This is a genomic window from Chryseobacterium indologenes, assembly GCF_001295265.1.
Lineage (GTDB): Bacteria > Bacteroidota > Bacteroidia > Flavobacteriales > Weeksellaceae > Chryseobacterium > Chryseobacterium indologenes_A.
In genome coordinates this window covers 203272-229556 of record NZ_LJOD01000004.1, presented here as the reverse complement: position 1 = coordinate 229556, position 26285 = coordinate 203272, and the positions used below count along the sequence as shown (strand labels likewise).

Genomic DNA, 26285 nt, shown 5'->3' with positions numbered 1-26285 from the left:
TTATTTTTCTACTCTGTTTCTTACTTTAGTGTGATAGAACACATTTGGTTTGGTTCCGATCTCCTCTAGTAAATAATATCTTCTGTTGCTGGAATATAATTCTCTAACTTCAGATTCTTTGTCATTCATGTCTCCAAAAGTCATTGCTCCAGTAGAACAAGCTTTAGAACAAGCTGTTTGGAATTCTCCAGCTTTCACTTTTCTTCCTTCTTTCTTAGCTTCAAGAATAGTTGTCTGGGTCATTTGGATACACATAGAACATTTCTCCATTACCCCTCTTGTTCTTACAACAACATCCGGGTTAAGTACCATTCTTCCTAAATCATTGTTCATATTGAAATCGAACTTATCATTTAGGTTATAGGTAAACCAGTTGAAACGTCTTACTTTGTACGGACAGTTGTTTGCACAATATCTTGTACCGATACATCTGTTGTAAGCCATGTGGTTCTGACCTTGCTTACCATGTGAAGTAGCCGCTACCGGACATACTGTTTCACAAGGTGCGTGGTTACAGTGCTGACACATTACCGGCTGGAAGATTACATCCGGGTTATCTGCAGGGTGGTTTAAGGCACCTCCCTCTTTATTAAATGCAGTACCGTATAATTCTGGTACAGCCATTCCATCTTTCAGTCCTTCGTATACCTCTACCTTCTGTTTTGAAGAATAGTAACGGTCAATTCTTAACCAGTACATATCTCTTGACATTCTGATCTCATCCTTACCTACTACAGGAACGTTGTTCTCAGCCTGACAAGCAATAATACATGCGCCGCAACCTGTACAAGAGTTCAAGTCGATGGATAAGTTGAAGTGAGGCCCATCTGTATCGTCGAAAGCATCCCAAAGGTCGATCTTTCTTGCTGGAAGTGCTCCGCTGATGGTGTGGTATTCCAATGGCTTATTCCATCCCTTATGTTCATCATCAAATGCTACGTTTAGGTAATCTGCCAAAGGAACTTCTTTAGCAATTTCATAACGTCCCATTAATGTATTCTGAAGCTGAATTCCTGCAAATTCGTGGTTTTCTCCGGTTTTTTCGATCTTAACTCCTGAAACAGCTAAGTTAGAACCGTCAAACAGAGGATAAGCATTTACTCCGGTATCAGCAGTTGCTCCTGAGTTTTTCTTACCGTATCCAAGCGCAAGACCTACTGATCCCTCTGCCTGTCCCGGTTGAATGAATACAGGAACATCTTTTATTGTTACTCCGTTTACAGTAAGATTCACAATAGAACCGTCTAACTGCATTCTTGCGTTAAGATCGTTATCGATAGCGAACTTTTCTGCATCTTTAGGAGAAATTGTCAGATAATTATCCCAAGACATTCTTGTGATAGGATCTGGTAATTCCTGAAGCCAAGGGTTGTTAGCCTGAGTACCGTCACCCATTGAAGGCTTGGTGTATAATACCAATTCTAAATCTGAAGCTTTGAAGTTTCCTAGTTCAGCAGCAGCCTGAGCACCATTTCCTCCTGTATAAGCTAATGTTGCAGCGTTAGAAGAAGTATTGATCCCGTTATATAAAGCTTTATTGAAAGAGGTACCTCCTAAAATTGAAGAAGCATTAGCTTTTAAGTAATCGTAGTAGCTGTTAGCTGCATTGTTTTTACCATTCTTCCAAACCAATAATGATTCTTCAATCTGTCTTGATTTGTAGATTTTCTGGATGGTAGGCTGCATTAATGAATATACTCCGGTCTGAGGTTCAATATCTCCCCATGATTCTAACCAGTTGGCTACCGGGATAACAGCTTTCGCTGCCTTGTACATTTCATTTTTCTTATCTGCAACCGCAATTACGTAAGGAACCTTAGTTAAAGACTTTTTGAAATCTTCTCCTTTCGGATGAGAATAGATAGGGTCTACATTGTTCGCGATCAATACGCCAACCTGTCCCGCATTTACCCATCCTAAGAATTCCTGGTATCTTGCATTATTAAATTCTTTAAGGAAGTTAGCTTTACCTGTGAAAGCAACTGAACCTAATTTCTGGTTGATTAAGTGAGCCAAAACCTGAGCTCCTTTAGAACCGTCTGCAAAAACAACAGCTTTGCTGCCCTTTGCTTTAAGCTCGTTAGCAATTTCAGTAGCTGTCTTATCTGAAGTACCACCACCTACGATTGCGTTGTAAACCTCCACTAAAGTTTTGTTTACAGCACTTGGCTTTAATCTGTATCTTGAGTCAGCGTTAGCTCCGGTTAAAGACATATTGGATTCCACCTGAATGTGTCTCAACATGTTCGGACCTGGCTTTCTTGCAGCTGCATAAGAGGTCTCTAAGCTTGCCGCGTTGTAGTCTCCTAAGAAATCAGCCTGGAAAGAAACTACCAATTCAGAACCTTTAAGGTCGTAAACCGGTAAAACTCTCTGTCCGAATACTTCCTGAGCTGCATCTAGAGCCGCAGAGTAAGGGAGAGCATCATAAGTTACTAATTCTGCTGTAGGATATTTAGCTTTAAAATCAGCGAATAATTTTTTGAAAGTTGGGGAAGGTAAAGAGTGCGATAAAAGCACGATCTTTTTACCTGATGCCTTAGCTTCATCCAATCCTTTAATAACGAAGCTGTCTACTTTATCGAAAGTTTCGTCTTTACCCTCAAACTTAGGCTGTTTTACTTTATCATTGTCATAAAGAGAAAGTACACTTGCCTGAGCTCTTGCGTTAGTTTTACCTAAATCACCTGCAGCCGGGTTCGGTTCAATTTTGATAGGTCTTCCTTCTCTGGTTTTTACTAAAACGCTGGCGAAATCGAAACCGTCAAAGTAAGTTGAAGCGTAATAATTTGGAACCCCCGGAATGATGTCATGCGGTTTTACCACATAAGGAATTGTTTTAATAACCGGAGCTTCGCAGGCAGCTAATGTTACTGCTGCCGTTGAGAATCCTAATAATTTTAAGAAATCTCTTCTTGAAGTACTAGATCCGTTCTGTTCAGCATCTCCAAGGAAATCTTCTACCGGAATTTCTTCCTGAAACTCTTTCTGAGCCAGCTTATTGTTTAAAGCCGGATCTTTAAGTTCATGAATACTTCTGAATTGTATTTTGTTTGAAGCCATTTATACTTCTAATTTTTTAGTTATTAATAATGACATTTACCACACTCAAGACCTCCAATTGCATCTACAGTGATCTTACCGCCGTCTTTAGGGTATTGTTTTTTCAACTTGTCATGTAGATTCTTGAAGTACTCTTTATTATAACCGTTGTTCATATCAACCTCAGTTGTTCTGTGACATTCGATACACCATCCCATTGTAAAGTCATTAGCCATCTGAACAACATTCATTGTATCGATTTTACCGTGACACGCTTTACAAACAACATCAATTTTGTTGTTAGGATTTTTCTTGTTGAAAGAGTTGATGATCGCCTGCTCACCTGCTACTACGTGCTGAGAGTGGTTGAAGTAAACGAAGTCTGGCATATTGTGGATTCTTGTCCATTCAACCGGCTGTGTTTTTCCTGTGTACTGTTGTTTTGCAGGGTCCCAGCCTGTTGCTGCATAAATCTTCTGGATTTCTCCGTCGTAGAATGCTTTGTCTTTTCCTGGTTCAAGGTATTTACCGTTGTATTCAGAAATGGTTCTGTGACAGTTCATACAAACGTTCATAGAAGGGATTTCAGATACTTTTCCGTATTTAGCACTTGAGTGACACAGCTGACAGTCGATTTTATTTTCTCCAGCGTGGATTTTGTGCGAGAAGTAGATAGGCTGCTCTGGCTTGTATCCTTTGTAAACTCCGATCCACATGATCCAGTTCCAAACGCCGTAAGCGGCTAAAATAGCAAGGATACCTAAGGCTGCTTTACCTACATAGTGGTATTTCTGATAGATTTCACTGAAAGATCTAACTCTTGTTTCGTTAAGCCCTGCTAAGTCTTCAGACTGACCTAATTTAACCAACTGTCTCAGTTTAATTAGGATCCAGACTAATAAACCTGCGATTGCTAAAAGAGAAATGATCACAATGTTTGTCGTAGATTTGTCTGCCGGGGCAGCTGCAGTTTCTCCTCCCGGAGTTGTTTCTGCTGTTTTTTCCGGTTCTGGTGCCGGAGGATTAGTTGTATACGCTAAAATGTCGTCAATATCCTTATCAGTAAGATTTGGAAAGACCTGCATTTCAGTCTTGTTGTACTTTTCAAAAATTTCATTGGCGTATTTGTCACCAGAAGCTCTCAGAGCTTTGTTGTCCTTGATCCACTTGTGAAGCCAATCTTTGTCTACACCACCTTCTGTTTTTACACGTTCCACAACCCCTTTCAGAGGAGGTCCTATTACCTGTTTATCCAGCGCGTGACATGCAGTACAATTCGCTTTGAAAAGTTTCTCACCATTTTTAGGATCGCCGTCTTGCCCGTAAATTGAAGCACTGGTTGATAGCAATAAACCTATTGCGATCAACGTTTTTTTATAATGCTTTCTCCAACTAATCATTTAAATTATCTTATGTTAGTAAAATATTGAACATTCAATCAATTCCGCAAAAATAATATTTTTAACAGGAATTTAACGGTATATGGAAAAGGGAAAATATCATTTACGTTTAATTTGTATTGATTCTAAATAACCAAGTTTGGTATAATTTTTTAATTTGTATAAATTTGCGGAAACAAGTTTAAATGAGAAATTTAATCAAAATATTTTCGATAATATCTTTATTCGGATTTTATACCATTGAAGCACAGCAGGTTGTTAAAAAAGATACGCTTGCAGGAACTGAGCTTACCATGACTATGGATTCTAAAGTGAGTGCAGCTTTGGAAAGCATTGAAGGGAAGTGTTCTAAAACGGCATCTACAGGTACTGTGAGAGATAATACTGTAGATAGTGGTACAAGTATTGCTACAAAGCCTTCTAAAATTTATGTTCCGAACAGAGAACTTACGAATGCAGAAATCTGTCGTAAAAATCCTAGAATTTTAGGATTCAAGATCCAGATTACGACAGTGAAAAGTAATGAAGAAGCGAACGAAGTAAAAGCATATTTCAGGAAAAGATTTCCTAATCTGAAGGTGGAGACGGATGCTTCTTTAAGACCTAACTATAAAATTCTTGCGGGAAGTTATTTTACAAAGCAAAGCGCCGCTTCTGATCTTTCTAAAATAAGAGAATACTTTAAATCGGCTATTGCAGTACAATACAGAATTTTCTGTTCGGAAGCAAAATAGACCAATCAGTAATTCAGCATACAACTCCGGAATACCCGGAGTTTTTTTATTGATAATAGGTATTCAGGAACCAGAAAAAGTCGGACATCCTGAGGGTATTACTGACTGCCAGAAAAAAGAATAGAATGCCTGTAAAAACAGTTAAAAATGTCATAATCCCGGTTTGTTTTCTGTAAGCGTAAAAAAGCCATCCCAATAATAGCGGATAGACGAAAACAAAGTGTCCGCCGTAAATATATGAAGTGTGAAGGCCGAACCTCATGATGCAGTGAATAACAATGTCCACTAAAAAAGAAATCATCAGGATCTGGACCAGTTTGTTTTTGAAATTTTTAAAATAACTCCAACATATCAGGGCTAAAATGGTCACTGTGAAAATATAAGAAAATACCGATGAATAGGGTTCCATTAATAGACCTTTGAAATCAAATCCTTTCATATTATGTTTATCGGAAATCATGAAACTCGGAAACAGAATATTGCCTCCGAAAAAGAAAGAAAGGATCATATCCCAGTCCGGAATTGATTCTACATTGGAAAACTTTTCATATTGCTGGTTGGTTTTTGAAAAGATGTTCTGGTATTTAAAATCAATCCTGAATAAGTATAAAAACACGAAACAGGCTGTTGTGAGAGCTACCCGAAAAACAGCATTCGCAAATTTTTTTCGTCTTTTGAAAAGATCCTTTTCAAAAGCTACCGGAATGAAAACTTTTACCAGATTGGTGATGGTAAGTCCTCCAATGGAAACTCCGGCCAGTACCATTGCTGAACCTGCAATTTTTCCGTTTTTTTTAAGCTTAATGGCGGTGTAATAGTTGTATACGCTTAGTAGGAGAAGGGTATAAGTGAAGTTTTCAGGAGTGAATGAAAGAATAATATTGGTAGAAAAAAATCCAAAAAATAGAAGAATCAGGAGGCTGATCTTTAGTGGCAGTCCAATGATATTCTTAAGATATTTAAAAATTTGAATCATGCACAGGCTGATGGCTGTATTGCTGAACCAGGCCAGTATAAGTCTGAAATTAGCATCCATTTTTCCACCTGACATGAAAAGAGCGGTCTCTCTTATCCAGTTGAAAAAATAATAGGAAAGAGGGTGTCTTTCAAAGCTTCCGCCAGACATTACAATCGCTTTATTATCGAAGCTGAAATAGGCATCCCATGGAATTCTGCTGTCAAAAATAATTCTGTAGTTGAGGGCGATATAGGTGCCCAGAATTCCATAGCAGATAAAGAAAAACAGGAAAACAGTCAGCTCAGTACGAGAGGACGGGAATACCAGTTTAAAAAAATGGATGATTTTTGTTTTAATGAAAGACACAGATCTGTTTTTTGCAAAAGTAAAAATAAAAACCTCACCGGATTGGGTGAGGTTGATGATATTTTAATAATTCAAATTATTGTTTGATTACTTTTTCAGAAACGGATGTTCCGTCATTAAGTTCCGCTTTAACATGATAAACTCCTTTTGGTAGGTTAGAGATATCTGTTTTATCGGAATCTGTAGTGTTGACTGTTCTTCCTGAAGCATCTAAAACAGAAATAGTCTTGATCTTTTTATCTGTTTTAATATTGATTTCTCCTTTTGTTGGGTTAGGATAAATTGACAGAGAAGATTTAGCTGTTTCTCTGATTTCTGATACAGCAAGAACTGCCTGAGAAGATTTAAACATCCCTCCAACGGTTGAAGAGGTATTAAATCCTCCGGAATAACAATTGCTGGCGTCAGAACATCGTATTCCTAAATGCTGAACCCCGGAATCTAGTGCAGTCCATGTTGTTCCATTATTTCCACTTTTCCATGTTCCCCCTGAAGTACTACTTGCAACCAAAATGTTAGTACCTGGAATATAGGAAATATCACTAATTCTATTGGCAGCAGTAATTCCTGTGAAGGTTACTGGTGTCCAGTTAGTTCCTCCGTCAGTAGTTACATGAAGCTGTAATCCCGTAGGGGTTCCAGTTGAAGAAAATGTTTTCCTGAGAATCACACCTCTATTAGCATCGCTCCATGCCATATCTCCATTTATTGTTTCTCCACCAAAATCAGTCAAAATCGTATTAGTTCCTAAGACGGTCCATGTCAGGCCTTTATCTGTTGATTTGAAAATTCTACCTTTGCCAGTGTAAAAGAACATATTATTGCCCACAGCATAATACCCGTTATTATACCCGTATTCACCTGTAAGAGGGTTAGGGATATTGGCTGCAGGAACTCTTGTCCATGTTGTTCCTCCGTTGGATGTGGTATAAACTTCAAAGCTTCCTCCTGTTGGGTCTCCTCCCATTACCCCATTGTTGGCATCAAAAAAATGTACATAATTGGTCCATGAATCAGCTGTTGTTAAGGAATGCTGGTTGACCCAGGTTGACCCTCCGTTTGTTGTTTTCCATACACCTCCTTGGCCTGCAGCTGGATCAAACGCTGCTACCCAGGCTGTATTGGCGTCTATTCCTGAAATATTCGCGATGGAAAGAGCGGGATTACCAATATTAATAGATCCGGCTGTCCATGTTGTTCCTCCGTTTGATGTTTTTGTAAATTCCTGAATATTGTTTTCAGAGTCTATACCATCGTAGGCAAATGCCCAAACTGTACTAGCATTGTACACTTCCATGCCGCCGATTCCTCTTGAGGGAGCTGTGAAACCTGAGTTTTGAGTTGTCCAAAATTGTGAAAATGCGGCCGAACTGATTAATAAAGCCGTAACAGAAAATAGAATTCTTTTCATGATAATTTTTTTCTAAAAATAGTAAAAAAATCAAAAAGAAAACCTTAAAGTTTAATAAAATTCACAAAAAAAATACTTTGTCTACGCTATGAACTACAAGAAAGTGTAGAGCATCCAGTCGTGTCATCATAAGCTGAAGGTCTTTTCACAGACAGTTCAGGGTAAATTTCTTCATAAGGATTTTCTAAAGCTTTTGTAAGTTTATTCAGCATTTCTGTTTTTCCATGAGTGATCTCTTCAATACATTCATAAAGAAGGTAATTCCTCAGGGTAAATTTAGGGTTTGACTGTCTCATCAGCGTCAAAGATTCTTCAGTTGAAATTGTATTGGAGGAGATTCTGATTTGATATTGCTTCATAAAGTTCTCCAGCTTTCTGAAGTTTTCTTCAGTCCACGGAGTATAAGAAACATTTTCAAAAAGCAATCGGATGTCTGGATTAGGAGATAATTTTTCCAGTTGATTAAAAAATAAAGTATAGTCCAGATGTAATTCCTGCATTAAACCCTGCCAGTTGGTGAAAAAATCCTCATCATCTTTTCGCAGTTCATCAAAACCAAACTTCCGGCAGAGCATTTTGTCATGAGCTTCCCAAAAGTAAGTTCCATAATAATTCAAAGTGTCTTCCAGAAACTTTTCATCTTTAATTAAAGGATGAAGCGCGTTGGCCAGCTGCCAAAGATTCCATTGGGAGACCTGCCCCTGCTTTCCGAAGGCATATCTTCTTCCCGGAAGATCGGTGGTATTGGGAGTAAAGTTTAAATCGTACTCATCCATCATAGAATAAGGTCCGTAATCAATAGTCAGTCCTAAAATAGACATATTGTCCGTATTCATCACACCATGCACAAATCCAACCCGGAACCATTCGGTCATTAGATCAGCAGTTCTTGTACAGACTGCGCTAAAGAAATCTTTGTATTTCTGTATCCCTTCCGATGTAATCTCCGGGAAATAATGATCTACAGTAAAATCAGCAAGATCCTGAAGGGTATTGTATTCTCTCTGGGCAGACATCAGTTCAAAATGTCCGAAACGAAGAAAACTTTCGGCGGTTCTTATCACTACAGCTCCTTTTTCCAGCTGCGGATTGCCATTGTACATCATATCGCGAATGACTTCTTCTCCGGTCAAAGCAAGGCTTAAAGCTCTGGTAGTAGGAACGCCTAAGTGATACATGGCTTCACTCATCAGATATTCACGTACCGAAGATCTCAGCACTGCTCTGCCATCTGCATGTCTCGAATAGGGTGTAGCGCCAGCTCCTTTCCATTGTATTTCTGTTTTCTTTCCTGCAGTATTGGTGATTTCTCCGGCAAGTATTGCTCTTCCGTCTCCAAGCTGTCCGGCCCAGTTTCCGAACTGATGTCCTGCATAGGCAGTGGAATAAGGGTGGATATTTTCCGGAAGGTTATTTCCAACAAGAAAATCCAGATCTTTTTCTTCATATTCTCCCAATCCGATTTCTTCAGAAAGATGGTGGTTAAAAGCAATCAGCTGAGGGTGTGTAAATCCTGCAGGATGGGTTATAGCAAATAAAACCTTAGGAGTATTCCTTTGCATGGGGTTGCCGGAAAAATCTCCGGGAAATATTTCGGTAAAAGGCTGCGTGATCTGTTCAATATTCATTCATCAAAGGTATTAATTAAAAAAGAAAAGACCTTCCAAATTAATGAAAGGTCTTGTGTATGTGTAAAAGAGAATTTATTTATTGAAATCTACATTGTCTGATGAATGAAGGTTTTCATTGATATTTTCTTCTTTCTTTTCTGTATTGTTCTTCGGAGTTGGATCAACAGGTCTTGGATTTTTTATCTCATCTATGGTCTGAAGACCTCCGTCATCACCATAGCCTTCACCCAATCCTTTAAGGTTTGAACAGCCGTCTTTCCAGTCTGAAGGGCGGGTGAACTTATCGTCTGGTGTAATTCCTAAACTCTTATCTGCCCATACCTTCTTCATGAAAATCGCCCAGATTGGGAGAGCCATTTTTGCCCCCTGACCTTCACCGGTTCCATAGAAGTGGGTGGCTCTGTCTTCCCATCCTACCCAGGCTCCGGTAGCCAGTTTGGGTGTGATTCCCATAAACCAACCATCCGAGTTATTCTGTGTAGTACCTGTTTTGGCAGCAATTTCCACCGCTTTTGAAATTCCTCTTCTTCCTAATTCTCCTGAAGCGGTTCCGTATTGGGCAACACCTTTCATCAGCTCAATCATGGTGTAGGCATACATTGGATTCATAACCTCTTTCGGTTCTACATTAACTTCCTTGATGACACGTCCGTTGGCGTCTTCAATTCTCCAGATCATCTCCGGTTTGTTGTAGTTTCCATAGTTGGCGAAAGTACTGTAAGCACCAAGCATTTCATAGATCGTAATATCGGATGAACCTAGTGCAATGGTATTATTTCTGGGAATATCTTCTGTAACACCCAGGTCCCTTGCAGTCTGAATTACGGCATCTACACCGGTCATTTCAATAAGACGTGCTGCAATCGGGTTTTGAGAGTGAGCAAGCCCGTCTTTCAGGGTAAGCATTCCTCCCCGTCCCGGAACATGCCATCCTTTATGATCGTAAGTTCCGTTGGAAACAGTAGAACATGGTGTCATTCCAAGTTTCATGATAGCGGTAGCATATACGAAAGGTTTGAAAGTAGATCCTACCTGTCTTTTACCTTGTTTGATGTGGTCATACTGGAAGTGCTGCCAGTCGATTCCTCCTACCCATGCTTTAATCTCTCCGGATCCTGGAACCATGGACATAAGGCCTGCCTGAGCAACTTTCTTATGCCATCTGATAGAATCCCATGGAGACATTTCCACTTCTTCTTCACCGTTCCATGTAAATCTTGAAGTCTTAATTGGCTTTTTAAACTCCATAATGATGGAGTCTTCAGTCATCCCGTCAGCCTTTAAAAGCTTATAGCGGCTGGTTCTTCTCACAGCCTGCATCATTACGTCATTGATCTGTTTATCATTCAGATAATAGAAAGGCCAGTTTTTTCTTCCTCTCTGTTCTGCATCAAACCTTTTCTGAAGATCGGTGAGGTGTTCCTTAATAGATTCTTCAGCATACTTCTGCATTTTAGAATCAAGGGTTACATAAATTTTCAGCCCGTCTTTGTAAAGGTTCAGTTTTTTACCGGTCTCCTTTTCATAAGACTCAAGATATTTATCAATTTCCTTTCTTAAATAAAATTTATAATAAGCAGAATAGTCGGCATTAATATTTTTTATAGGATGATAATCTACCTGAATCGGTGTGTTAAACGCTTTGTCATATGTTGCCTGGTCTATATACCCTGTTTCAAGCATTTGTTGTAAAACGACATCTCTTCTTCGCTTGGCACGTTCGGGGTTTCTCATAGGGTTATTGGCAATAGGAGCTTCTAACATGGCTACAAAAACCGCTGCTTCAGGTAAGGTAAGTTCCGAAGTCTTTTTATTAAAGTAAATCTTGGAAGCCATTTCAATACCGTTCGCATTATAGGTAAAATCGAATTTATTGAAATAAAGCGTAATGATTTCCTCTTTGGTGTAACGCTTTTCTAAGCTTACGGCAACAGACCATTCTTTTAGCTTTTGGATCCCCCTTTTAATAGGGTTTTTAGAGGGATTTTTAGTAAATAAAAGCTTAGCCAGCTGCTGGGTAATGGTAGAACCTCCTCCTCGGTCTCCTCCATATCGTACTGCTCTCAGAATAGATTTTAAATCGATACCGGAGTGTTCCTTGAAACGTTCATCTTCTTTAGCCTGAAGAGCATAGATAAGGTAAGGTGGAAGGTCTTTGTAAACGATAGGCTGTGTTTTTTCTTTTTCAAATTTGCCTAAGGTAACCCCGTCTGATGAAATAATTTCAGAAGCGACATAGATGTCCGGGTTTTCCAGTTCTTTTACATCAGGCATTTCCCCAAGAAAGCCTTGGGAAACAGCAAAGAAAAGTCCTGAAATTCCTAAAACTACCGCAATGAGTCCAATCCAAATAAATTTAACCCATCTTTTCCAGGAGTTATTTTTCTTATTTTTGGGAGGAAGAGGGAAGGTCTTTCCCTTATTTCCTGCATTTTGTTTGTTGTCTTCCATTTATGGTTACGGTTTAGCCGTTTCTATTTTTACTCCAACGTCCTCAATTCCCGGAAGGTTATCATTCCGCATTGCCTGAATCAGCCCGATTTCATATTTTCCTTTTGACGGAAACTTATAATTCGTTCTATACTGAAACAAAACTTCCTTCGTGTCACCAAAACCTGTACCAAGCCATTCGCCGTTTGGTTTTGCCAGAATATAATTCAGGGTATCGGTTTCCTTCTTTTTGTTCTGGAGGTTGGTGAAATTCACTATAAACCTTATATTGCTGTAAGGATAATCGTTGTTATTTCTTACAACAAATATAATATTTTTAAGATTCTGCGGATCTGAAACTTCAAGATTAAATTTCTGTTCACTTTTCTTATTCCACTTATTATTAACGGAATTCATGATGACCTCTTCTCCGGAAGAAGAAGTACAGCTAAAGAAAAGAATAAGGCTGAATAATCCTAAAATTTTATGCATCTTTATCTTTTTTTGGCGGGAATTTCTTTTTGAACTTTTTCTTGTTCGGGTTGTTGTTCTGAGGTTTTTTCTCACCATCAGCTCTGGCTTCAGTCTTTTCCGCCGGCATTTTTTGCTGCGGGTTTGGCTTTTGCTGTCTCTGCTGATTTCCAGAATGGGCATTAGGGTTTTCAGATTTTTCAGAACGATCCGGTCTTTCCTGTCTGTTTTTCTTTTGTCCCTGCCCTTGGTTTTGCGGGTTGTTATTTTGCTTATTCTGGGAATTCCTGTTTCTGTTGCCTCTGTTTTTCTTTTCGAAACGATCTACATTGTTTTCCTGGATCAGATCAATCGTCTGCATAGAAGTGTCAGGCTGTTTAAGATCTTCTAAAGGAGGCGTTTTTTCTCCACGTTTGTTTTTAGAGATCAGTTTTTTTACAAGGTCGATATCGAAATCATACCATGCAATGGAGTTTTCCACATAGGCAAACCACATTTTCTTTTTGAAAACATCTATTTTGATGCAGAATGCTCGCCCTTTTTCAGTGTCTAAAGTGGTTGAAGAAGAAGGGAAGTGGCTTAATGCATCCAGATAACTGTCTAATTCATAATTAAGACAGCATTTAAGTTTACCGCACTGTCCTGCAAGTTTCTGAGGATTGATGCTCAACTGCTGATATCTTGCCACATTGGTATTAACGGAACGGAAGTCCGTAAGCCAGGTGGAACAGCAGAGCTCTCGTCCGCAGGATCCTATTCCTCCGACTTTTGCTGCTTCCTGTCTGAACCCGATCTGTTTCATATCGATCTTTGTTCTGAAAGCACCGGCGTAGTCTTTGATCAATTGCCTGAAATCCACGCGGTTATCTGCTGTATAATAAAATGTGATCTTTGAAGCATCACCCTGATACTCTACATCGGTAACCTTCATCTCAAGGCCGATGCGATGAGCAATCTTTCTGGCCTCAAGCTTTACACTGTCTTCTTTTTTTCGAGCTTCCTGCCAGACCTCAAGGTCCTTCTGGTTAGCCTGTCTGTATATTTTAAGCGCAGATTCATCAGAAAATTTCTTCTTTTTCATCTGAATCTTTACCAATTCTCCCGTAAGGCTTACTACGCCTACATCGTGTCCCGGGCTTGATTCTACTGTTACTACGCTACCTATATGTAAAGGAATATTGTTTACATTCTTAAAAAACGATTTTCTGTCATTTTTAAATCTAACTTCTACAAAATCGCACCTGTTCGGTGTAGGATTGTTGATGTTAGAAAGCCAGTCAAAAACACTTAATTTATAACTATTCCCGCAGGTATTTACATTTTCACAGCCATTCGCGGTTTTTTTTGGTCCGCATGAATGTGTAGAATCGCCGGATGTTTTGCATCCACAACTCATATTACTATTATTTGTTTATAATCTTGCAAATTTATGTAAATTTATCTTTATGCAATTCTAAAATACTTAAATATTCAATATCATCATTGTTTAACATTAAACGTTAAAATCTTAATTTATTATTGTCAGACTTAAATCATTAATAATTATAACATTATAAATAATAATGGTCAAAGTGTTATTTTAAACATAATTTTCTTTTGGCATATTGTTTAAAATATTAAGAATTATTAACAAGCGTATTTAAAATAATTTTATATTTGGGTTATATAATAATAGTCTATGAAAAAAATATTAGTATCAACTGCTTTATTGGCGGGCGTTTTAGCTTATGCGGGAGGCTTCAGGGTTTCTCTGCAGGGGGTAAAACAATTGGCAATGGCGCATACTAGTGCTCATGCCGAAGATGCAAGTGTGGCATTCTTTAACCCGGCGGGTATGTCATTCATCCCTTCTAAACTGAGTATTGTTGCGGGAGGGTTCGGTGCAAGTAATAAGGTGACTTTTCAAAACCTGAATACTTTGCAGAGTACAGAAACTGATAATCCTCTTGGAACCCCTATCTATGCTGCAATTGCATATAAGCCGATAGAGAACTTATCAGTTGGTTTTAGTTTTTCAACACCTTTCGGAAGTACCATTCAGTGGCCGGAAAACTGGGAAGGAAAAGAGATGGTTCAGAAAATGGAGCTGAAAAGTTTCTATTTCCAGCCGATGGTCTCTGTAAAACTGGCTCCTTGGCTGGCTTTTGGTGCAAGTTATATCTATGCAAAGGGTAAAGTAGACTGGGATAAAGCTGTAACACAGTTTGGCGGAAGACTTAATATTAATGATGAAAAAGCTTCAGGACACGGGTATGGTTTTGGATTTTATTTCAGACCTGATCCAAAACTGGATGTGAGTGTCGCTTACCGCTCTCCTGTAGACATGAAAGCAAAAAAGGGAACAGCTACCTTTAATTTCCCTTCTGCATCCATTTATCCTCTGTTGGGACTGGATCCAGGCACCGGACAGGATAAATTTAAAGCAACTCTTCCTCTGGTAGAAGAATATACGATTGGTCTTACCTATAAAGTAACTCCGAAATGGCAGATCTCGGCAGACTTTAACTATCATGGATGGGAGAGATACAGCAAACTGACGTTAGATTTTGCCAATGCTCCGGTAGGAAACCAGGCAGACCCTACTGTTCTTGTTGCTCCTAAAAACTTCAGAAACTCCAAGACTTTCAGATTGGGAACACAATATGCATTCAGCAATATGATCTTCGGACGTTTAGGTGCTTACTATGACGAATCTCCTTATACCAATGAGAACTTTATCCCTGAGACCCCTTCATTCAATACTTATGTAATTACCGGAGGTCTTGGATTTAAGTTAAAGCAATTCGGAGTTGATATAGCAGGTGGATATGCTATACCTCAGGCCAGAGACGTGAATAACGCGAATCTTGGTTTTTACGGACAGGCAAAAGCTAAAGCATTCTACTTTGGTTTAGGTTTATCTTATAATCCTTTTTAATTAAAAGACTATGAAAAAAATTATAATATCAACACTTGCTGTTTCTGCACTTCTTTTTACAACAAGCTGTAATAACGACTTTGATACCGATGTAAAAGATGTTAAGGTGACGAATGGTGAGGCAAATTTCTCAAAATATGTAGCCTTAGGGAACTCACTGACTTCAGGCTTCAGAGACAATGCTTTATATATTGACGGACAGAATGAATCCTATCCGCTGATGCTTGCTACTCAGATGAAGCTTGCCGGTGGAGGAGAGTTCAAACAGCCAATGATGCCTAATAATACAGGAGGGTTTACCAATCTTGCCAATCCTGCAACAGGAGATTTTTTTGGTAAAATTACTCTGGGTGTGGGCTGTAATAATGCTTTAGCTCCAAAGCCATCTCAACCAGGCGCTCCATTAGATAATGTTTCTTCTGGCGGACCTTACCAGAATCTTGGTGTTCCGGGAGCGAAATCTTTCCATTTAGGATTAGGTAATTACGGAGCGTTAAACCCTTACTATTCAAGATTTTCCACAGGAGTAAGTCCGGTTGCAGCGGCTGTAGCTCAGGCTCCTACTTTCTTCTCATTATGGATTGGTAATAACGATGTTCTTTCTTATGCTACCAGCGGAGGAACAGGCGTAGATCAAACAGGAAATGCCAACCCTCTTACCTATGGGAATAATGACATTACAGATCCTGCACTTTATAAATCTACAATCAACTCCTATGTAACAGCACTTACCGCTAATGGGGCAAAAGGTGTTTTGGCAAATATTCCTAATGTAACTACCATTCCGTTTTTTACAACAGTGCCAAGTAAGCCTATCTCTAACCTTTCCGATGCGCAGGCAGCACAGTTAAATACAGCTTATGCTCCTTATAATGCAGGAATTCTGCAGTTGAAAACAATGGGAGTAATCACGGATGCAGAATATCAGAGCAGGGTCATTAAGTTTACTGCCGGAGCTGCAAACGGAGCGATAATATTGGATAAAGACCTTAAAGACCTTACTTCAATTAATCCTGCATTAAAATCTTACAGACAGACAACAAGTAGTGATTTTATTATTTTGCCTGCAGCAAATCTGCTTAAGCCTTACGATCCAGTATGTAATCCGCAGGGGATCAGTGCTGGTACTGCAGTTCCTTTAGAAGACAAATATGTTCTTACAGAAAAAGAAACGGCAAAAGTAATGACTGCTACAAAAGCATATAACGAAGCGCTCAAAGATATCGCTTCTGCCAAAGGACTTGCTTTTGTAGATGCAAATGCTAAAATGAATGAGCTGGGCGGGCAATCCGGGATTTCATGGGATGGTGTGAAATACACAGCTAAATTTGTAACCGGTGGTGCATTTTCACTGGATGGAGTTCACTTAACGGGAAGAGGATATGCTGTGATTGCCAACGAATTCATTAAAGCAATCAATGCAAAATATAAATCTACTTTACCACAGGTAGGCCCTAATAAATATTCAGGAATTAAATTCCCGTAATCATACACGAAAATAAAAACTTAGAAACCACAAGAACAATTCTTGTGGTTTTTTTTTAAATTTGCAAAATCTTTAAAAAGTAAAAATGGCCGATCAGTTAAGTTATCTATTTTGTACAAGGACGAGCAAGGACTTGGCAGAAAAAATTGCCCAGCATTATGGGAAAGAATTAGGAAAAATCAACTTTCAGGAGTTCAGTGATGGTGAATTTGAGCCTGTTCTGGATGAATCCGTAAGAGGAGGAAGAGTTTTCTTAATAGGATCTACTTTCCCTCCTGCAGACAATCTTTTGGAACTTCTTCTAATGATTGATGCAGCAAAAAGAGCTTCCGCAAAGAGTATTACTGTTGTAATTCCTTACTTCGGACTTGCAAGACAGGACAGGAAAGACAAGCCGAGAGCTCCGATCGGGGCAAAATTGGTTGCTAATCTATTGACAGCAGCAGGGGCTACAAGAATAATGACAATGGACCTGCACGCAGACCAGATTCAGGGATTCTTCGAAATTCCGGTAGATCACCTGTATGCTTCTACTATCTTCGTTGATTATATCAAATCTCTGAACCTGGATAATCTTACCATTGCTTCTCCGGATATGGGAGGTGCAAAAAGAGCGAAAAACTATGCAGGCCACCTGGGTGCAGAAGTTGTAATTGCTTATAAGGAAAGAAAAAAGGCGAATGTAGTAGAGGAAATGTTCCTTATTGGAGATGTAGATGGAAAGAACGTGATTCTTATTGATGATATGATTGATACAGCCGGTACCCTTTGCAAAGCTGCTGAAATCCTGATAGAGAAAGGAGCGAAAACAGTAAGAGCTATGGCTACCCACGGAGTGCTTTCAGGAAAGGCTTACGAAAATATTGAAAACTCAAAATTATTGGAAGTTATTGTAACTGATTCAATTCCTGTACAAAATAATTTGTCATCTAAAATAAAAGTGCTATCTTGCGCCCCGTTATTTGCGGACGTAATGAAGATGGTTCATGAGCATCAATCAATTAGCAGTAAGTTTGTTATTTAATTGATTTTTAGCGGATTGCAAATTTAAACTGAAACAAATTTTTAAATTTTTTATAAATGAAATCTATTACAATTCAAGGTACAAAAAGAGAAAGCGTGGGCAAAAAGTCTACAAAAGCTTTACGTGATGCTGAATTAGTTCCTTGTGTTGTTTATGGAGGTGAAGCACCTTTGAACTTCTCTGCAGAAGAGAGAGCTTTCAAAGGATTGGTGTACACTCCTGAAGCACACACGGTATCTATTGAGGTTGACGGAAAAACTATTCCAGCTGTTCTTCAGGATATTCAGTTCCACCCAATTACAGACAAAATTCTTCACGTTGACTTCTACCAGCTATCTGATGATAAGCCGGTTATTATGGAAGTTCCGGTAAGAATTACAGGACGTTCTAAAGGTGTTGTTGCTGGTGGTGTTCTACGTCAGTCTTTCAGAAAACTAAAAGTGAAAGCTATTCCTGCAAACCTTCCTGATGAGATCGTTGTAGATGTAACTCCATTAAGAATTGGTAACAAACTTTATGTTGGAGGAATCAAAACTGAAGGATATTCTTTCATGCACCCTGACAATGCAGTTGTTGTAGCTGTTAAGATGTCTAGAAATGCAATGAAAGGAGGTGCTGCTGCTATGGATGATGAAGATGAAGAAGAAGCAGAAGAAGTGGCAACTCAATCTCCTGATGTTCCTACAACAGAAGAAAAATCTGCAGAATAAGAATTTCTTATTTAAATTATATAAACCTGTCAGTTCTTGGCAGGTTTTTTTGTGTTTAAAACCCGGGGATAACGATAACTGCTGAATTTTGTTTTTCCAATTTTTGTATTTATCAGCATTCTTTGTCCAAAGCCATCGAATATTTCTATCAAATGACAACGATCACCACTTAACCGGATATCTCCTTTCGGAAAAAAAGCCGTAAATTTGAAGTGTTCTAAATAAGGACGTTTTAATTTAAAAAATAAATAAATGTTTGACATACAGGAAATAAGAAGCCAGTTTTCTATATTGAGCAGGGAAGTAAATGGTAAACCGTTGGTTTATCTGGATAATGCAGCTACATCTCAGAAGCCAGATTCGGTTTTAGAAGTCTGTCATGCATATTATACAGAGATTAATGCGAATGTTCACCGGGGAATACACACCCTGAGTCAGCTGGCAACAGAAGAAATGGAGCTTTCCAGAAGAAAGATCCAAAAATTTATCAATGCCGAACATGATTTTGAAGTTATCTTTACAAAAGGAACCACAGAAGGCTTAAACCTTATCGCGTATATCCTGACACAGAAGCTAAAGAAAGATGATGAGATTATTATTTCGTATCTGGAGCACCATTCCAATATTGTTCCATGGCAAATGCTTTGTGAAAGAACGGGTGCTAAGCTCCGTGTTATTCCTATAGATGAAAACGGAGTGCTTCAGTTGGATTATCTGGATCAGTTTTTAAGCGAAAAGACTAAGGTGGTTTCTGTGAATCAGGTTTCCAACGCATTGGGAATTGTAAACCCTGTTGAAGACATCATTGCCAGAACCAGAAAAAATACAGACGCTTATATTGTTATTGATGGAGCACAGTCTGCGCCTCACTTTGACATTGATGTTCAGAAGCTGGATTGTGATTTCTTTGTATTTTCCGGCCATAAAATGTATGCCCCAATGGGAACAGGGATTTTATACGGAAAACGTGAAATCCTGGAAAATTTACCGCCGTTTCATGGTGGTGGAGAAATGATTGCAACCTGTTCTTTTGACGGGACAACTTATGCAGGGCTTCCATTTAAATATGAAGCAGGAACACCTAACGTTGGTGGAAATATAGCTTTAGGAGCAGCCGTTGATTTCATGGAAAAAGTAGGCAGACAAAATATCCAGAATCATGAAAATGCATTACTGGAATATGCACAGAGACAGCTTTTGCAGTTGGATAATATTAAGATTTATGGAGAGAAGGCCAAAAGAACCGGTGTGGTTTCCTTTAATCTGGAAGGAGTGGGGATTTCCTCAGATGTAGGAATGATCCTTGATAAAATGGGCATTGCTGTAAGAACGGGACATCACTGTACGCAGCCGATCATGAATTTCTTTAATATTGCCGGAACGGTAAGAGCTAGTTTCGCAGTATACAATACTTTTGAGGAAATTGATCTTCTCGTGGAAGGTGTTAAGAAAGCACAGCGAATGCTGTCATAATACAAAAATTAACCTCTGAATGTTCAGAGGTTTTTTTATGAATTATTTCCAGAATTCCCACCATTTTTTATTGGGAGATTTGTGTTCCTGATTGCTTTCGTGAGTATCATCACCTCCGTAGGTTAATGAATATTCTTTTATGTTCATTAATTTTTTAATTCTATTGGCGTGTGGGCTGTGGCTCAGTATTTCATCGGTCAGCATACAAAAAAGAACTTTTTGATTTTTAGAAAACTGTTGATAGTTCTGTTCCACAAAGTTCAGAATCTTTCGCTGATGCTCGCCATGTTCTTTGGCTATTTTGAGATAGATAACCAGAGCCTGTTCTCTTTTGCTGTCTTCCGGAGTAAATATGATATTTTCGATATACTGGAAATTTTCTTTTTTGCTCTTTCCATACATGTGAGGGACTACAATGTCTGAGAAAAATTCGCTGTATTCCTTTGAATGGGTAGCGTAAATTCTTTCGTAAAGTAAGACGTTGGTAACCTCATCTATATCACATTCCAGGGCTACTTCTTTAAGCTTCTGAAGTGTTGTAATAAAAAGACCCGGGTCTTTACTTTGCCGGAACTCAATGATCTGATCTACACACAAAGATATTTTCTCATATAACTCAGTGTTAATTTCCTGCTTTTTCTCTTCACGGGTCTGATTAACAAAATTTATGAAGTCTTCAAAATTAGGATTATTTTCATTTTCCATAGGTTTAGTTTTTTTTTTTGATGTAAAAACCTCATAAGTTTAAAACTCATGAGGCTTATTATTTAGAATTGTATTCAGTCTGTATTTAAAATTCAGAATTGGGTTTCCAGTCTACAACTGCTCTGATGAATGCCTCTGCATTTTCTACCGGGATATTAGGAAGAATTCCGTGTCCAAGATTAGCGATATATCGGTCCTTTCCAAAACGGTTGATCATTTCGGTTACCATTTTTTTAATTGTTTCAGGAGTAGAATGAAGTCTTGCAGGATCAAAATTTCCCTGAAGAGTCATCGTGTGATTAGTTAAAGTTCTTGCAAATTCAGGAGTAATGGTCCAGTCAACGCCTAATGCTGAAGCTTTGGACATGGTCATATCTTCCAGGGCAAACCAGCATCCTTTTCCAAATACCACTACGTGGGTTAATGGGCTTAGTGCTTCAACAATCTGGTTAATATACTGCCATGAGAACTCCTGGTAGTCGGCAGGAGATAACATTCCTCCCCACGAATCGAATATCTGAACGGCAGAAACGCCTTTTTCAACTTTTCTTTTAAGATAGGCAATAGTTGTATCGGTGATTTTCTGAAGCAGTAAATGAGCGGCTTCAGGCTGCTGAAAACAGAATGATTTCGCAATATCAAAAGCTTTGCTGCCTTTACCTTCCACACAGTAGCAGAGAATCGTCCATGGAGAGCCTGCAAAACCAATTAACGGAATTTCATTATCCAGTTTCTGAAGAGTTAGTTCAATAGCATCAAAAACATATCCCAGAGTGTCATTTACGTCAGGAACCTCAATATTCTGAACCTGTTCTGCTGTTCTGATAGGATTATCCAGCCAAGGGCCTACAGATTCTTTCATTTTAAAATCAATTCCCATAGCCTGAGGAACCACTAGAATATCAGAGAACAGAATAGCGGCATCCAGGGGAAATCTTCTGATGGGCTGTACAGTAATTTCTGCTGCAAGTTCAGGAGTCTGACATCTGGTAAAGAAATCATATTGATCACGAAGAGCAATAAATTCCGGCAGATATCTTCCGGCCTGTCTCATCATCCATACCGGCGGCCTTTCAACGGTTTCTCCGCGGAGTGCTTTTAAATATAAGTCGTTTTTAATCATAATTTATTTAAACTAAAACTGTCGTTCTGCCTTTTCAGGCAGTTATTGTTGATAGAGGAGACCTCTGAAATTTCTAAAGTTCTTTTTTTATCAGTTCAAAAACTGAAATCAGGGTATTGCCTTCTGATGTAAAGATCTTCTCCTTAGTATATTTTCTAAGTTCTCCGGACGTTGTTTCTCCTATCGAAAAAATTTTCATACCATCCAGAGAATTTAATTTTGCAAAACTACGAACTCCGCTCGGACTAAAAAAAACTGCAGCATGATATTTTTCAGATACAGAAGGATATAATTCTTCTGTAGCGTAAACGATGATCTTTTTATACTTAATATTCTGTAAAGGAAGATCTTTGTCCAGAACATCAATAGCCAGATTGCCGCAGAAGTGAAGAAACTGTTCATGCTGGCATTTCCCGATAATGAAACCGGAAAGCGCTTCTGCATTTTTCAGTACTTTAAAAGTACCGAAACCATGTTTTCTGAGTTCCCGTTTTGTCTTTTCTCCAACACAGTAAATTTTATTGTAGTTCTTTACTGTGAAATCTTCATTGGGTCTGAAGCCGTTTTCAAAAAAAGATGTAACACCATTGACGCTTGTGAATATTAAAGAATAATTTCTAAGGTCAAACGGGACTATTCTTAGTGGTGAAGTCTTAATTACTTCAACACAGTCAGCAGAAACATCCTTTCCTAATTCTCTGGATATAACGGCGGGGTCTATGTTTTTGGTAAATAAGATTTTCATTATTGTTAAGCTTGAAGATGGAAGGTAAGGATAAGAATATAATAAAGACTGAAATTAATGATTTTAAAATCAGTCTAAATCTGGCTTTTGATCTCTGCCATTAACTCTTTTCCTCCGTTTTCAAGAACAGCTTTTGCAAATTTTTCCCCAAAGTTCTCCATTTCATTGTATTCGAAATTCTCATCTGTTGCAATACAGTTCTTCCCGTCCAGCGAACACAATGCTGCTTTAAAGCGGATCTGATTTTCGATGATTTCTGCAAAAGCGCCAATAGGTGCGGTACAGCCTCCTTCCAGTGTGCTCAGGAAATTTCGTTCTATTTCTACGCAGATCCGGGTGGGCTTATGATTAATCTGGCTTAAGATTTCGTTGATTTCTTTTTTATCAGAATGCCCGGCTACTGCAATTACGCCTTGTGACGGAGCTGGGATCATCAGTGGAAGCATTTCATAATCAATGTCCATTTTCATCCTTTTAATTCCGGCCAAAGACAGAATTGTTGCGTCAAAATCACCTTCCTCCAGCTTCTGAAGGCGGGTCTGGATATTTCCGCGGATATCGGAAAACTCAGCATGCGGATAATTTCTGAGCCAGAATGCTCTTCTTCTCAGGCTGCTTGTAGCCAGTTTCAGTTCGTGAAACTCTTTATTTTGTGCGGATTCCTTGCGAATAAGAACATCCTGAGGGTAATCTCTTTCCAGATAAGCAACCAGCTCAATATGTTGAGGCAGCTGTGTAGGAACATCTTTCAGAGAGTGTACGGCAATATCAATCTCGTCGTTTAACAAGGCAACATCAAGATCCCTTGTAAAAACCCCTGTGATTCCCAAAGAATACAGCGGTTGGTTTAAGTTCTTGTCGCCAGAAGATACGATAGGTATAATTTCCGTTAAATAATTGTTATTTTGAAGGTGCCTCGCAACCTCCCTGGCCTGCCAAAGTGCAAGTGCGGAATTCCTTGTTCCGATTCTAATGCTTTTCATTGAATTCGTTGTTTGGTTGTTCAACTAATATTTCGTGCATTAATTTACTAATTTCTTCGGCTTTTAAAGGGTTGTCTATAATATATTTTGCAAAACGGTTGGTAATTTTCTGAATCATCTTATCAGAAAGCTCCATATCCGTGATATTTATATATTTATTTTTTTTATAAAAATTATGCATTTCATTGCGTTCCATGTTCTTCAGAACGGCTTTGAAGTGATGAATATTAGGAGCCAGCTTTCTCTTTTTTTCCCATTCAATGAAATCTTTCATCAGTTCTTTGATGATCTTTTCTGCTTTTGGGATCTCTTTTTCCCGCTGCTGAATCGTTTCCTGAATCTGTTTGGAAAGTTCGTCCACATCAATCAGGGTTACGTTTTCATTTTCCGTAACGTCTTTTTCTACGTTATGCGGAATGGAAAGATCTATTACCAGGGTTTCCTTTCCGTTGGGAAAATGAGATTTGTTAACAATAGGGTGTTTTGCTCCCGTTGCAACAATCAGAATATCTGTATTTTTCAGTTCCTTGTCAAAATCAGAATAATCAACGTGAGGAATATGATACTTTTGGGAAATTTTTTCAGCTTTCTCCTGAGTTCGGTTGGCAATCTTAATTTTTGGCTGATAAACATGCTTTACCAGGTTTTCAACGGTATTCTGCCCAATTTCTCCCACACCCAGAAGAAGAATGTTTTTTTCAGTAATTCTTTTCTGGCTGTTCAGGATATAATGAACGGCAGCATACGAAACGGAAGCCGCTCCGTTGGAGATGCCTGTTTCGTTTTTAATTCTTTTCGAGATCTGGATTGCAGCATTAATTGCTCTTTCCAGATAAGGATTTGAATTCTGTCTTTCCTTCTTAAAACGGCTGTATGCTTTTTTGATCTGTCCGATGATCTCAAAATCTCCGATAATCTGGCTTTCCAGTCCTGCCGCTACTCTGAATAAATGGATCAGAGCTTCTTCTTTGGTAAGAATATTGGCAAACTGAAGAAAATCCGTCAGATGTACCCCGATGGTTTTGCAGTATTCCTCTGCTACCAGAAGATAATTGGGAGAGGTGGTATAGATTTCTGTTCTGTTACAGGTGGAGACCACAAAAGCATCTCCAAGATCCTCCGTGTGGATCCTGGTAACGAAGTTTTTAATATTCTCATCAAAGAATGCAAACTTGCCTCTGGTTTCTACATCAGCCTTCTCGTAGCTGATGGAAAGCACTGCAAAATTCGATGTTTGATGGATGTTGGAATACTGTAACATAAGCAGTCGCAAATTTACGTTTTTTTTCATTAACTGTCCTCTGATAATGTATATGATAATTATCGTAAAAAACTATTTGGTCACACCTGATTATTGGTGATTTTTGTTAAATTAAAAGAATGAAGAAAGTTAAAAAAGCAGGTTTTATAGCTTGTAGCAAATAAGCGGATTGATGAATTTTTCCATGATTTCGCCATTCCTCCATCTTTCCATGAATTTTAGTTTAAATCAGGCTCTGTAAATGATTAGGGCAAAAGTTAATAAATGATTGTAAATTTTAATAAAACTTTAACCAAATTATATGCTCGTTAAATTTCTTTAGTAGTGTTAAATTTATATCTTTGTAAACTTAAAATCAGAAGAAAAATATGAGTTTATTCGATATGTTTACGCAAGAAATTGCGATAGACCTAGGTACTGCCAATACCCTTATCATCCATAATAATAAAATTGTTATAGATCAGCCGTCAATTGTCGCAATTGAACGTTCTACGGGTAGACCGATTGCTGTCGGGGAGCAGGCTAAACATATGCAGGGTAAAACTCATGAAGATATTAAGACCATCCGTCCGCTTAAGGATGGGGTTATTGCAGACTTCCATGCTTCCGAGCATATGATTAAAGAATTTATTAAAAAAATTCCTGGAATTAAAGGTAAATTCATTCAGCCGGCACTCAGAATCGTGATCTGTATTCCTTCCGGAATTACTGAAGTTGAGAAAAGAGCCGTAAGAGATTCTGCGCAGAAAGTAAATGCAAAAGAAGTAAGACTGATTTATGAACCAATGGCTGCTGCAATAGGAGTGGGAATTGATGTTCAGAAACCTGAAGGAAATATGATTATCGACATAGGTGGAGGTACTACTGAGATTGCTGTTGTTGCTTTGGGAGGTATTGTATGTGATAAATCTGTGAAAATTGCAGGAGATGTATTTACCAATGATATTGCTTATTATTTAAGAACCCACCATAATCTTTACATCGGGGAAAGAACGGCAGAAAGAATCAAAATTGAAGTAGGTTCTGCTGTTGAAGATCTTGATGTGGATATTGAAGATATTCCGGTACAGGGAAGAGACCTTATCACAGGTAAGCCAAAAGAGATCATGGTAGGATACAAAGAAATTGCACGGGCATTGGATAAATCCATCATCAGAATTGAGGATGCCGTAATGGAAACACTTTCCCTTACACCGCCGGAACTTGCAGCTGATATCTATAAAACAGGTATTTATCTTGCAGGTGGAGGTGCATTGTTGAGAGGTCTTGCAGACAGACTACACAAAAAAACCGGTCTTCCTGTTTTTGTAGCAGAAGATCCGTTGAGAGCTGTAGTACGCGGAACCGGTATTGCCCTTAAGAATATGGATAAATTCAATTTCTTAATTAAATAATTTTAACTTTTTTACGACCTT

The 26285-nt window shown here is 38.6% G+C and carries 20 protein-coding genes; 7 read left to right on the top strand and 13 right to left on the bottom strand.

What is annotated here, in order from left to right:
* On the bottom strand, positions 1 to 3063 hold the full coding sequence (locus AOB46_RS08600) for a TAT-variant-translocated molybdopterin oxidoreductase (RefSeq protein WP_062698305.1): 3063 nt from the start codon (positions 3061 to 3063) through the stop codon (positions 1 to 3).
* Between the two features lie 23 nt (positions 3064 to 3086).
* Positions 3087 to 4442 carry a c-type cytochrome gene (locus AOB46_RS08595; RefSeq protein WP_062698303.1) on the bottom strand — a complete coding sequence of 452 codons (1356 nt, stop codon included), beginning with the start codon at positions 4440 to 4442 and terminating at the stop codon, positions 3087 to 3089.
* 185 nt (positions 4443 to 4627) lie between these two features.
* Here AOB46_RS08595 and AOB46_RS08590 point away from each other — a divergent pair, with 185 nt between their 5' ends.
* Positions 4628 to 5176, top strand: coding sequence for an SPOR domain-containing protein (locus AOB46_RS08590; RefSeq protein WP_062698301.1), 549 nt, complete (start codon positions 4628 to 4630; stop codon positions 5174 to 5176).
* Positions 5177 to 5222: 46 nt separating this feature from the next.
* Here the strand turns inward: AOB46_RS08590 and AOB46_RS08585 are convergent, their stop codons facing one another.
* The 6 genes from AOB46_RS08585 to AOB46_RS08560 form a co-directional block, all read right to left on the bottom strand.
* On the bottom strand, positions 5223 to 6500 hold the full coding sequence (locus AOB46_RS08585; RefSeq protein WP_316934334.1) for a DUF6080 domain-containing protein: 1278 nt from the start codon (positions 6498 to 6500) through the stop codon (positions 5223 to 5225).
* Between the two features lie 76 nt (positions 6501 to 6576).
* The gene (locus AOB46_RS08580) at positions 6577 to 7911 is read right to left on the bottom strand and encodes a T9SS type A sorting domain-containing protein (RefSeq protein WP_062698299.1); all 1335 of its coding nucleotides are present in this window, start codon (positions 7909 to 7911) and stop codon (positions 6577 to 6579) included.
* Positions 7912 to 7997: 86 nt separating this feature from the next.
* Positions 7998 to 9539: a protein adenylyltransferase SelO gene (locus tag AOB46_RS08575; protein ID WP_062698298.1), complete on the bottom strand. Its 1542-nt coding sequence runs from the start codon at positions 9537 to 9539 to the stop codon at positions 7998 to 8000.
* A 75-nt stretch (positions 9540 to 9614) separates the two neighbouring features.
* Positions 9615 to 11993 (bottom strand): penicillin-binding protein 1A, encoded by a 2379-nt coding sequence (locus AOB46_RS08570; RefSeq protein WP_062698296.1) that lies wholly within the window; start codon positions 11991 to 11993, stop codon positions 9615 to 9617.
* A gap of 6 nt (positions 11994 to 11999) precedes the next feature.
* A complete protein-coding gene (locus AOB46_RS08565; RefSeq protein WP_062698294.1) occupies positions 12000 to 12464 on the bottom strand; it encodes a gliding motility lipoprotein GldH in 465 nt (154 codons plus the stop codon).
* Entirely contained in the window at positions 12457 to 13839 is a 1383-nt protein-coding gene (locus tag AOB46_RS08560; RefSeq protein ID WP_062698292.1) for a stage 0 sporulation family protein, read from the bottom strand. Before AOB46_RS08560 ends, AOB46_RS08565 begins: the two co-directional genes overlap by 8 nt.
* 282 nt (positions 13840 to 14121) lie before the next feature.
* Between AOB46_RS08560 and AOB46_RS08555 the strand changes: the two genes are divergently transcribed.
* From AOB46_RS08555 to AOB46_RS08530, 5 genes are all read left to right on the top strand, one after another.
* On the top strand, positions 14122 to 15360 hold the full coding sequence (locus tag AOB46_RS08555) for an OmpP1/FadL family transporter (protein ID WP_062698290.1): 1239 nt from the start codon (positions 14122 to 14124) through the stop codon (positions 15358 to 15360).
* 10 nt (positions 15361 to 15370) lie between these two features.
* Entirely contained in the window at positions 15371 to 16846 is a 1476-nt protein-coding gene (locus AOB46_RS08550) for a G-D-S-L family lipolytic protein (protein ID WP_062698289.1), read from the top strand.
* Between the two features lie 85 nt (positions 16847 to 16931).
* On the top strand, positions 16932 to 17870 hold the full coding sequence (locus tag AOB46_RS08545; RefSeq protein ID WP_062698287.1) for a ribose-phosphate pyrophosphokinase: 939 nt from the start codon (positions 16932 to 16934) through the stop codon (positions 17868 to 17870).
* A 56-nt stretch (positions 17871 to 17926) separates the two neighbouring features.
* Complete coding sequence (locus tag AOB46_RS08540) at positions 17927 to 18580, top strand: 50S ribosomal protein L25/general stress protein Ctc (protein ID WP_062698284.1); 654 nt, start codon at positions 17927 to 17929, stop codon at positions 18578 to 18580.
* Between the two features lie 252 nt (positions 18581 to 18832).
* Positions 18833 to 20053, top strand: coding sequence for an aminotransferase class V-fold PLP-dependent enzyme (locus AOB46_RS08530; protein WP_062698280.1), 1221 nt, complete (start codon positions 18833 to 18835; stop codon positions 20051 to 20053).
* A 42-nt stretch (positions 20054 to 20095) separates the two neighbouring features.
* Here AOB46_RS08530 and AOB46_RS08525 read toward each other — a convergent pair whose 3' ends face one another.
* The 5 genes from AOB46_RS08525 to hemA all read right to left on the bottom strand — a co-directional run bounded on the left by AOB46_RS08525 (position 20096) and on the right by hemA (position 24870).
* Entirely contained in the window at positions 20096 to 20758 is a 663-nt protein-coding gene (locus tag AOB46_RS08525; protein WP_062698278.1) for a hypothetical protein, read from the bottom strand.
* Between the two features lie 85 nt (positions 20759 to 20843).
* Entirely contained in the window at positions 20844 to 21881 is a 1038-nt protein-coding gene (gene hemE, locus AOB46_RS08520) for a uroporphyrinogen decarboxylase (RefSeq protein ID WP_062698276.1), read from the bottom strand.
* A gap of 73 nt (positions 21882 to 21954) precedes the next feature.
* Positions 21955 to 22626 (bottom strand): uroporphyrinogen-III synthase, encoded by a 672-nt coding sequence (locus AOB46_RS08515; RefSeq protein ID WP_062698274.1) that lies wholly within the window; start codon positions 22624 to 22626, stop codon positions 21955 to 21957.
* Positions 22627 to 22700: 74 nt separating this feature from the next.
* Complete coding sequence (gene hemC / locus AOB46_RS08510) at positions 22701 to 23609, bottom strand: hydroxymethylbilane synthase (protein ID WP_062698272.1); 909 nt, start codon at positions 23607 to 23609, stop codon at positions 22701 to 22703.
* On the bottom strand, positions 23596 to 24870 hold the full coding sequence (gene hemA, locus AOB46_RS08505; protein ID WP_062698270.1) for a glutamyl-tRNA reductase: 1275 nt from the start codon (positions 24868 to 24870) through the stop codon (positions 23596 to 23598). Before hemA ends, hemC begins: the two co-directional genes overlap by 14 nt.
* A 368-nt stretch (positions 24871 to 25238) precedes the next feature.
* Between hemA and AOB46_RS08500 the strand changes: the two genes are divergently transcribed.
* Positions 25239 to 26264: a rod shape-determining protein gene (locus AOB46_RS08500; protein ID WP_027381028.1), complete on the top strand. Its 1026-nt coding sequence runs from the start codon at positions 25239 to 25241 to the stop codon at positions 26262 to 26264.
* Positions 26265 to 26285: the final 21 nt, after the last annotated feature.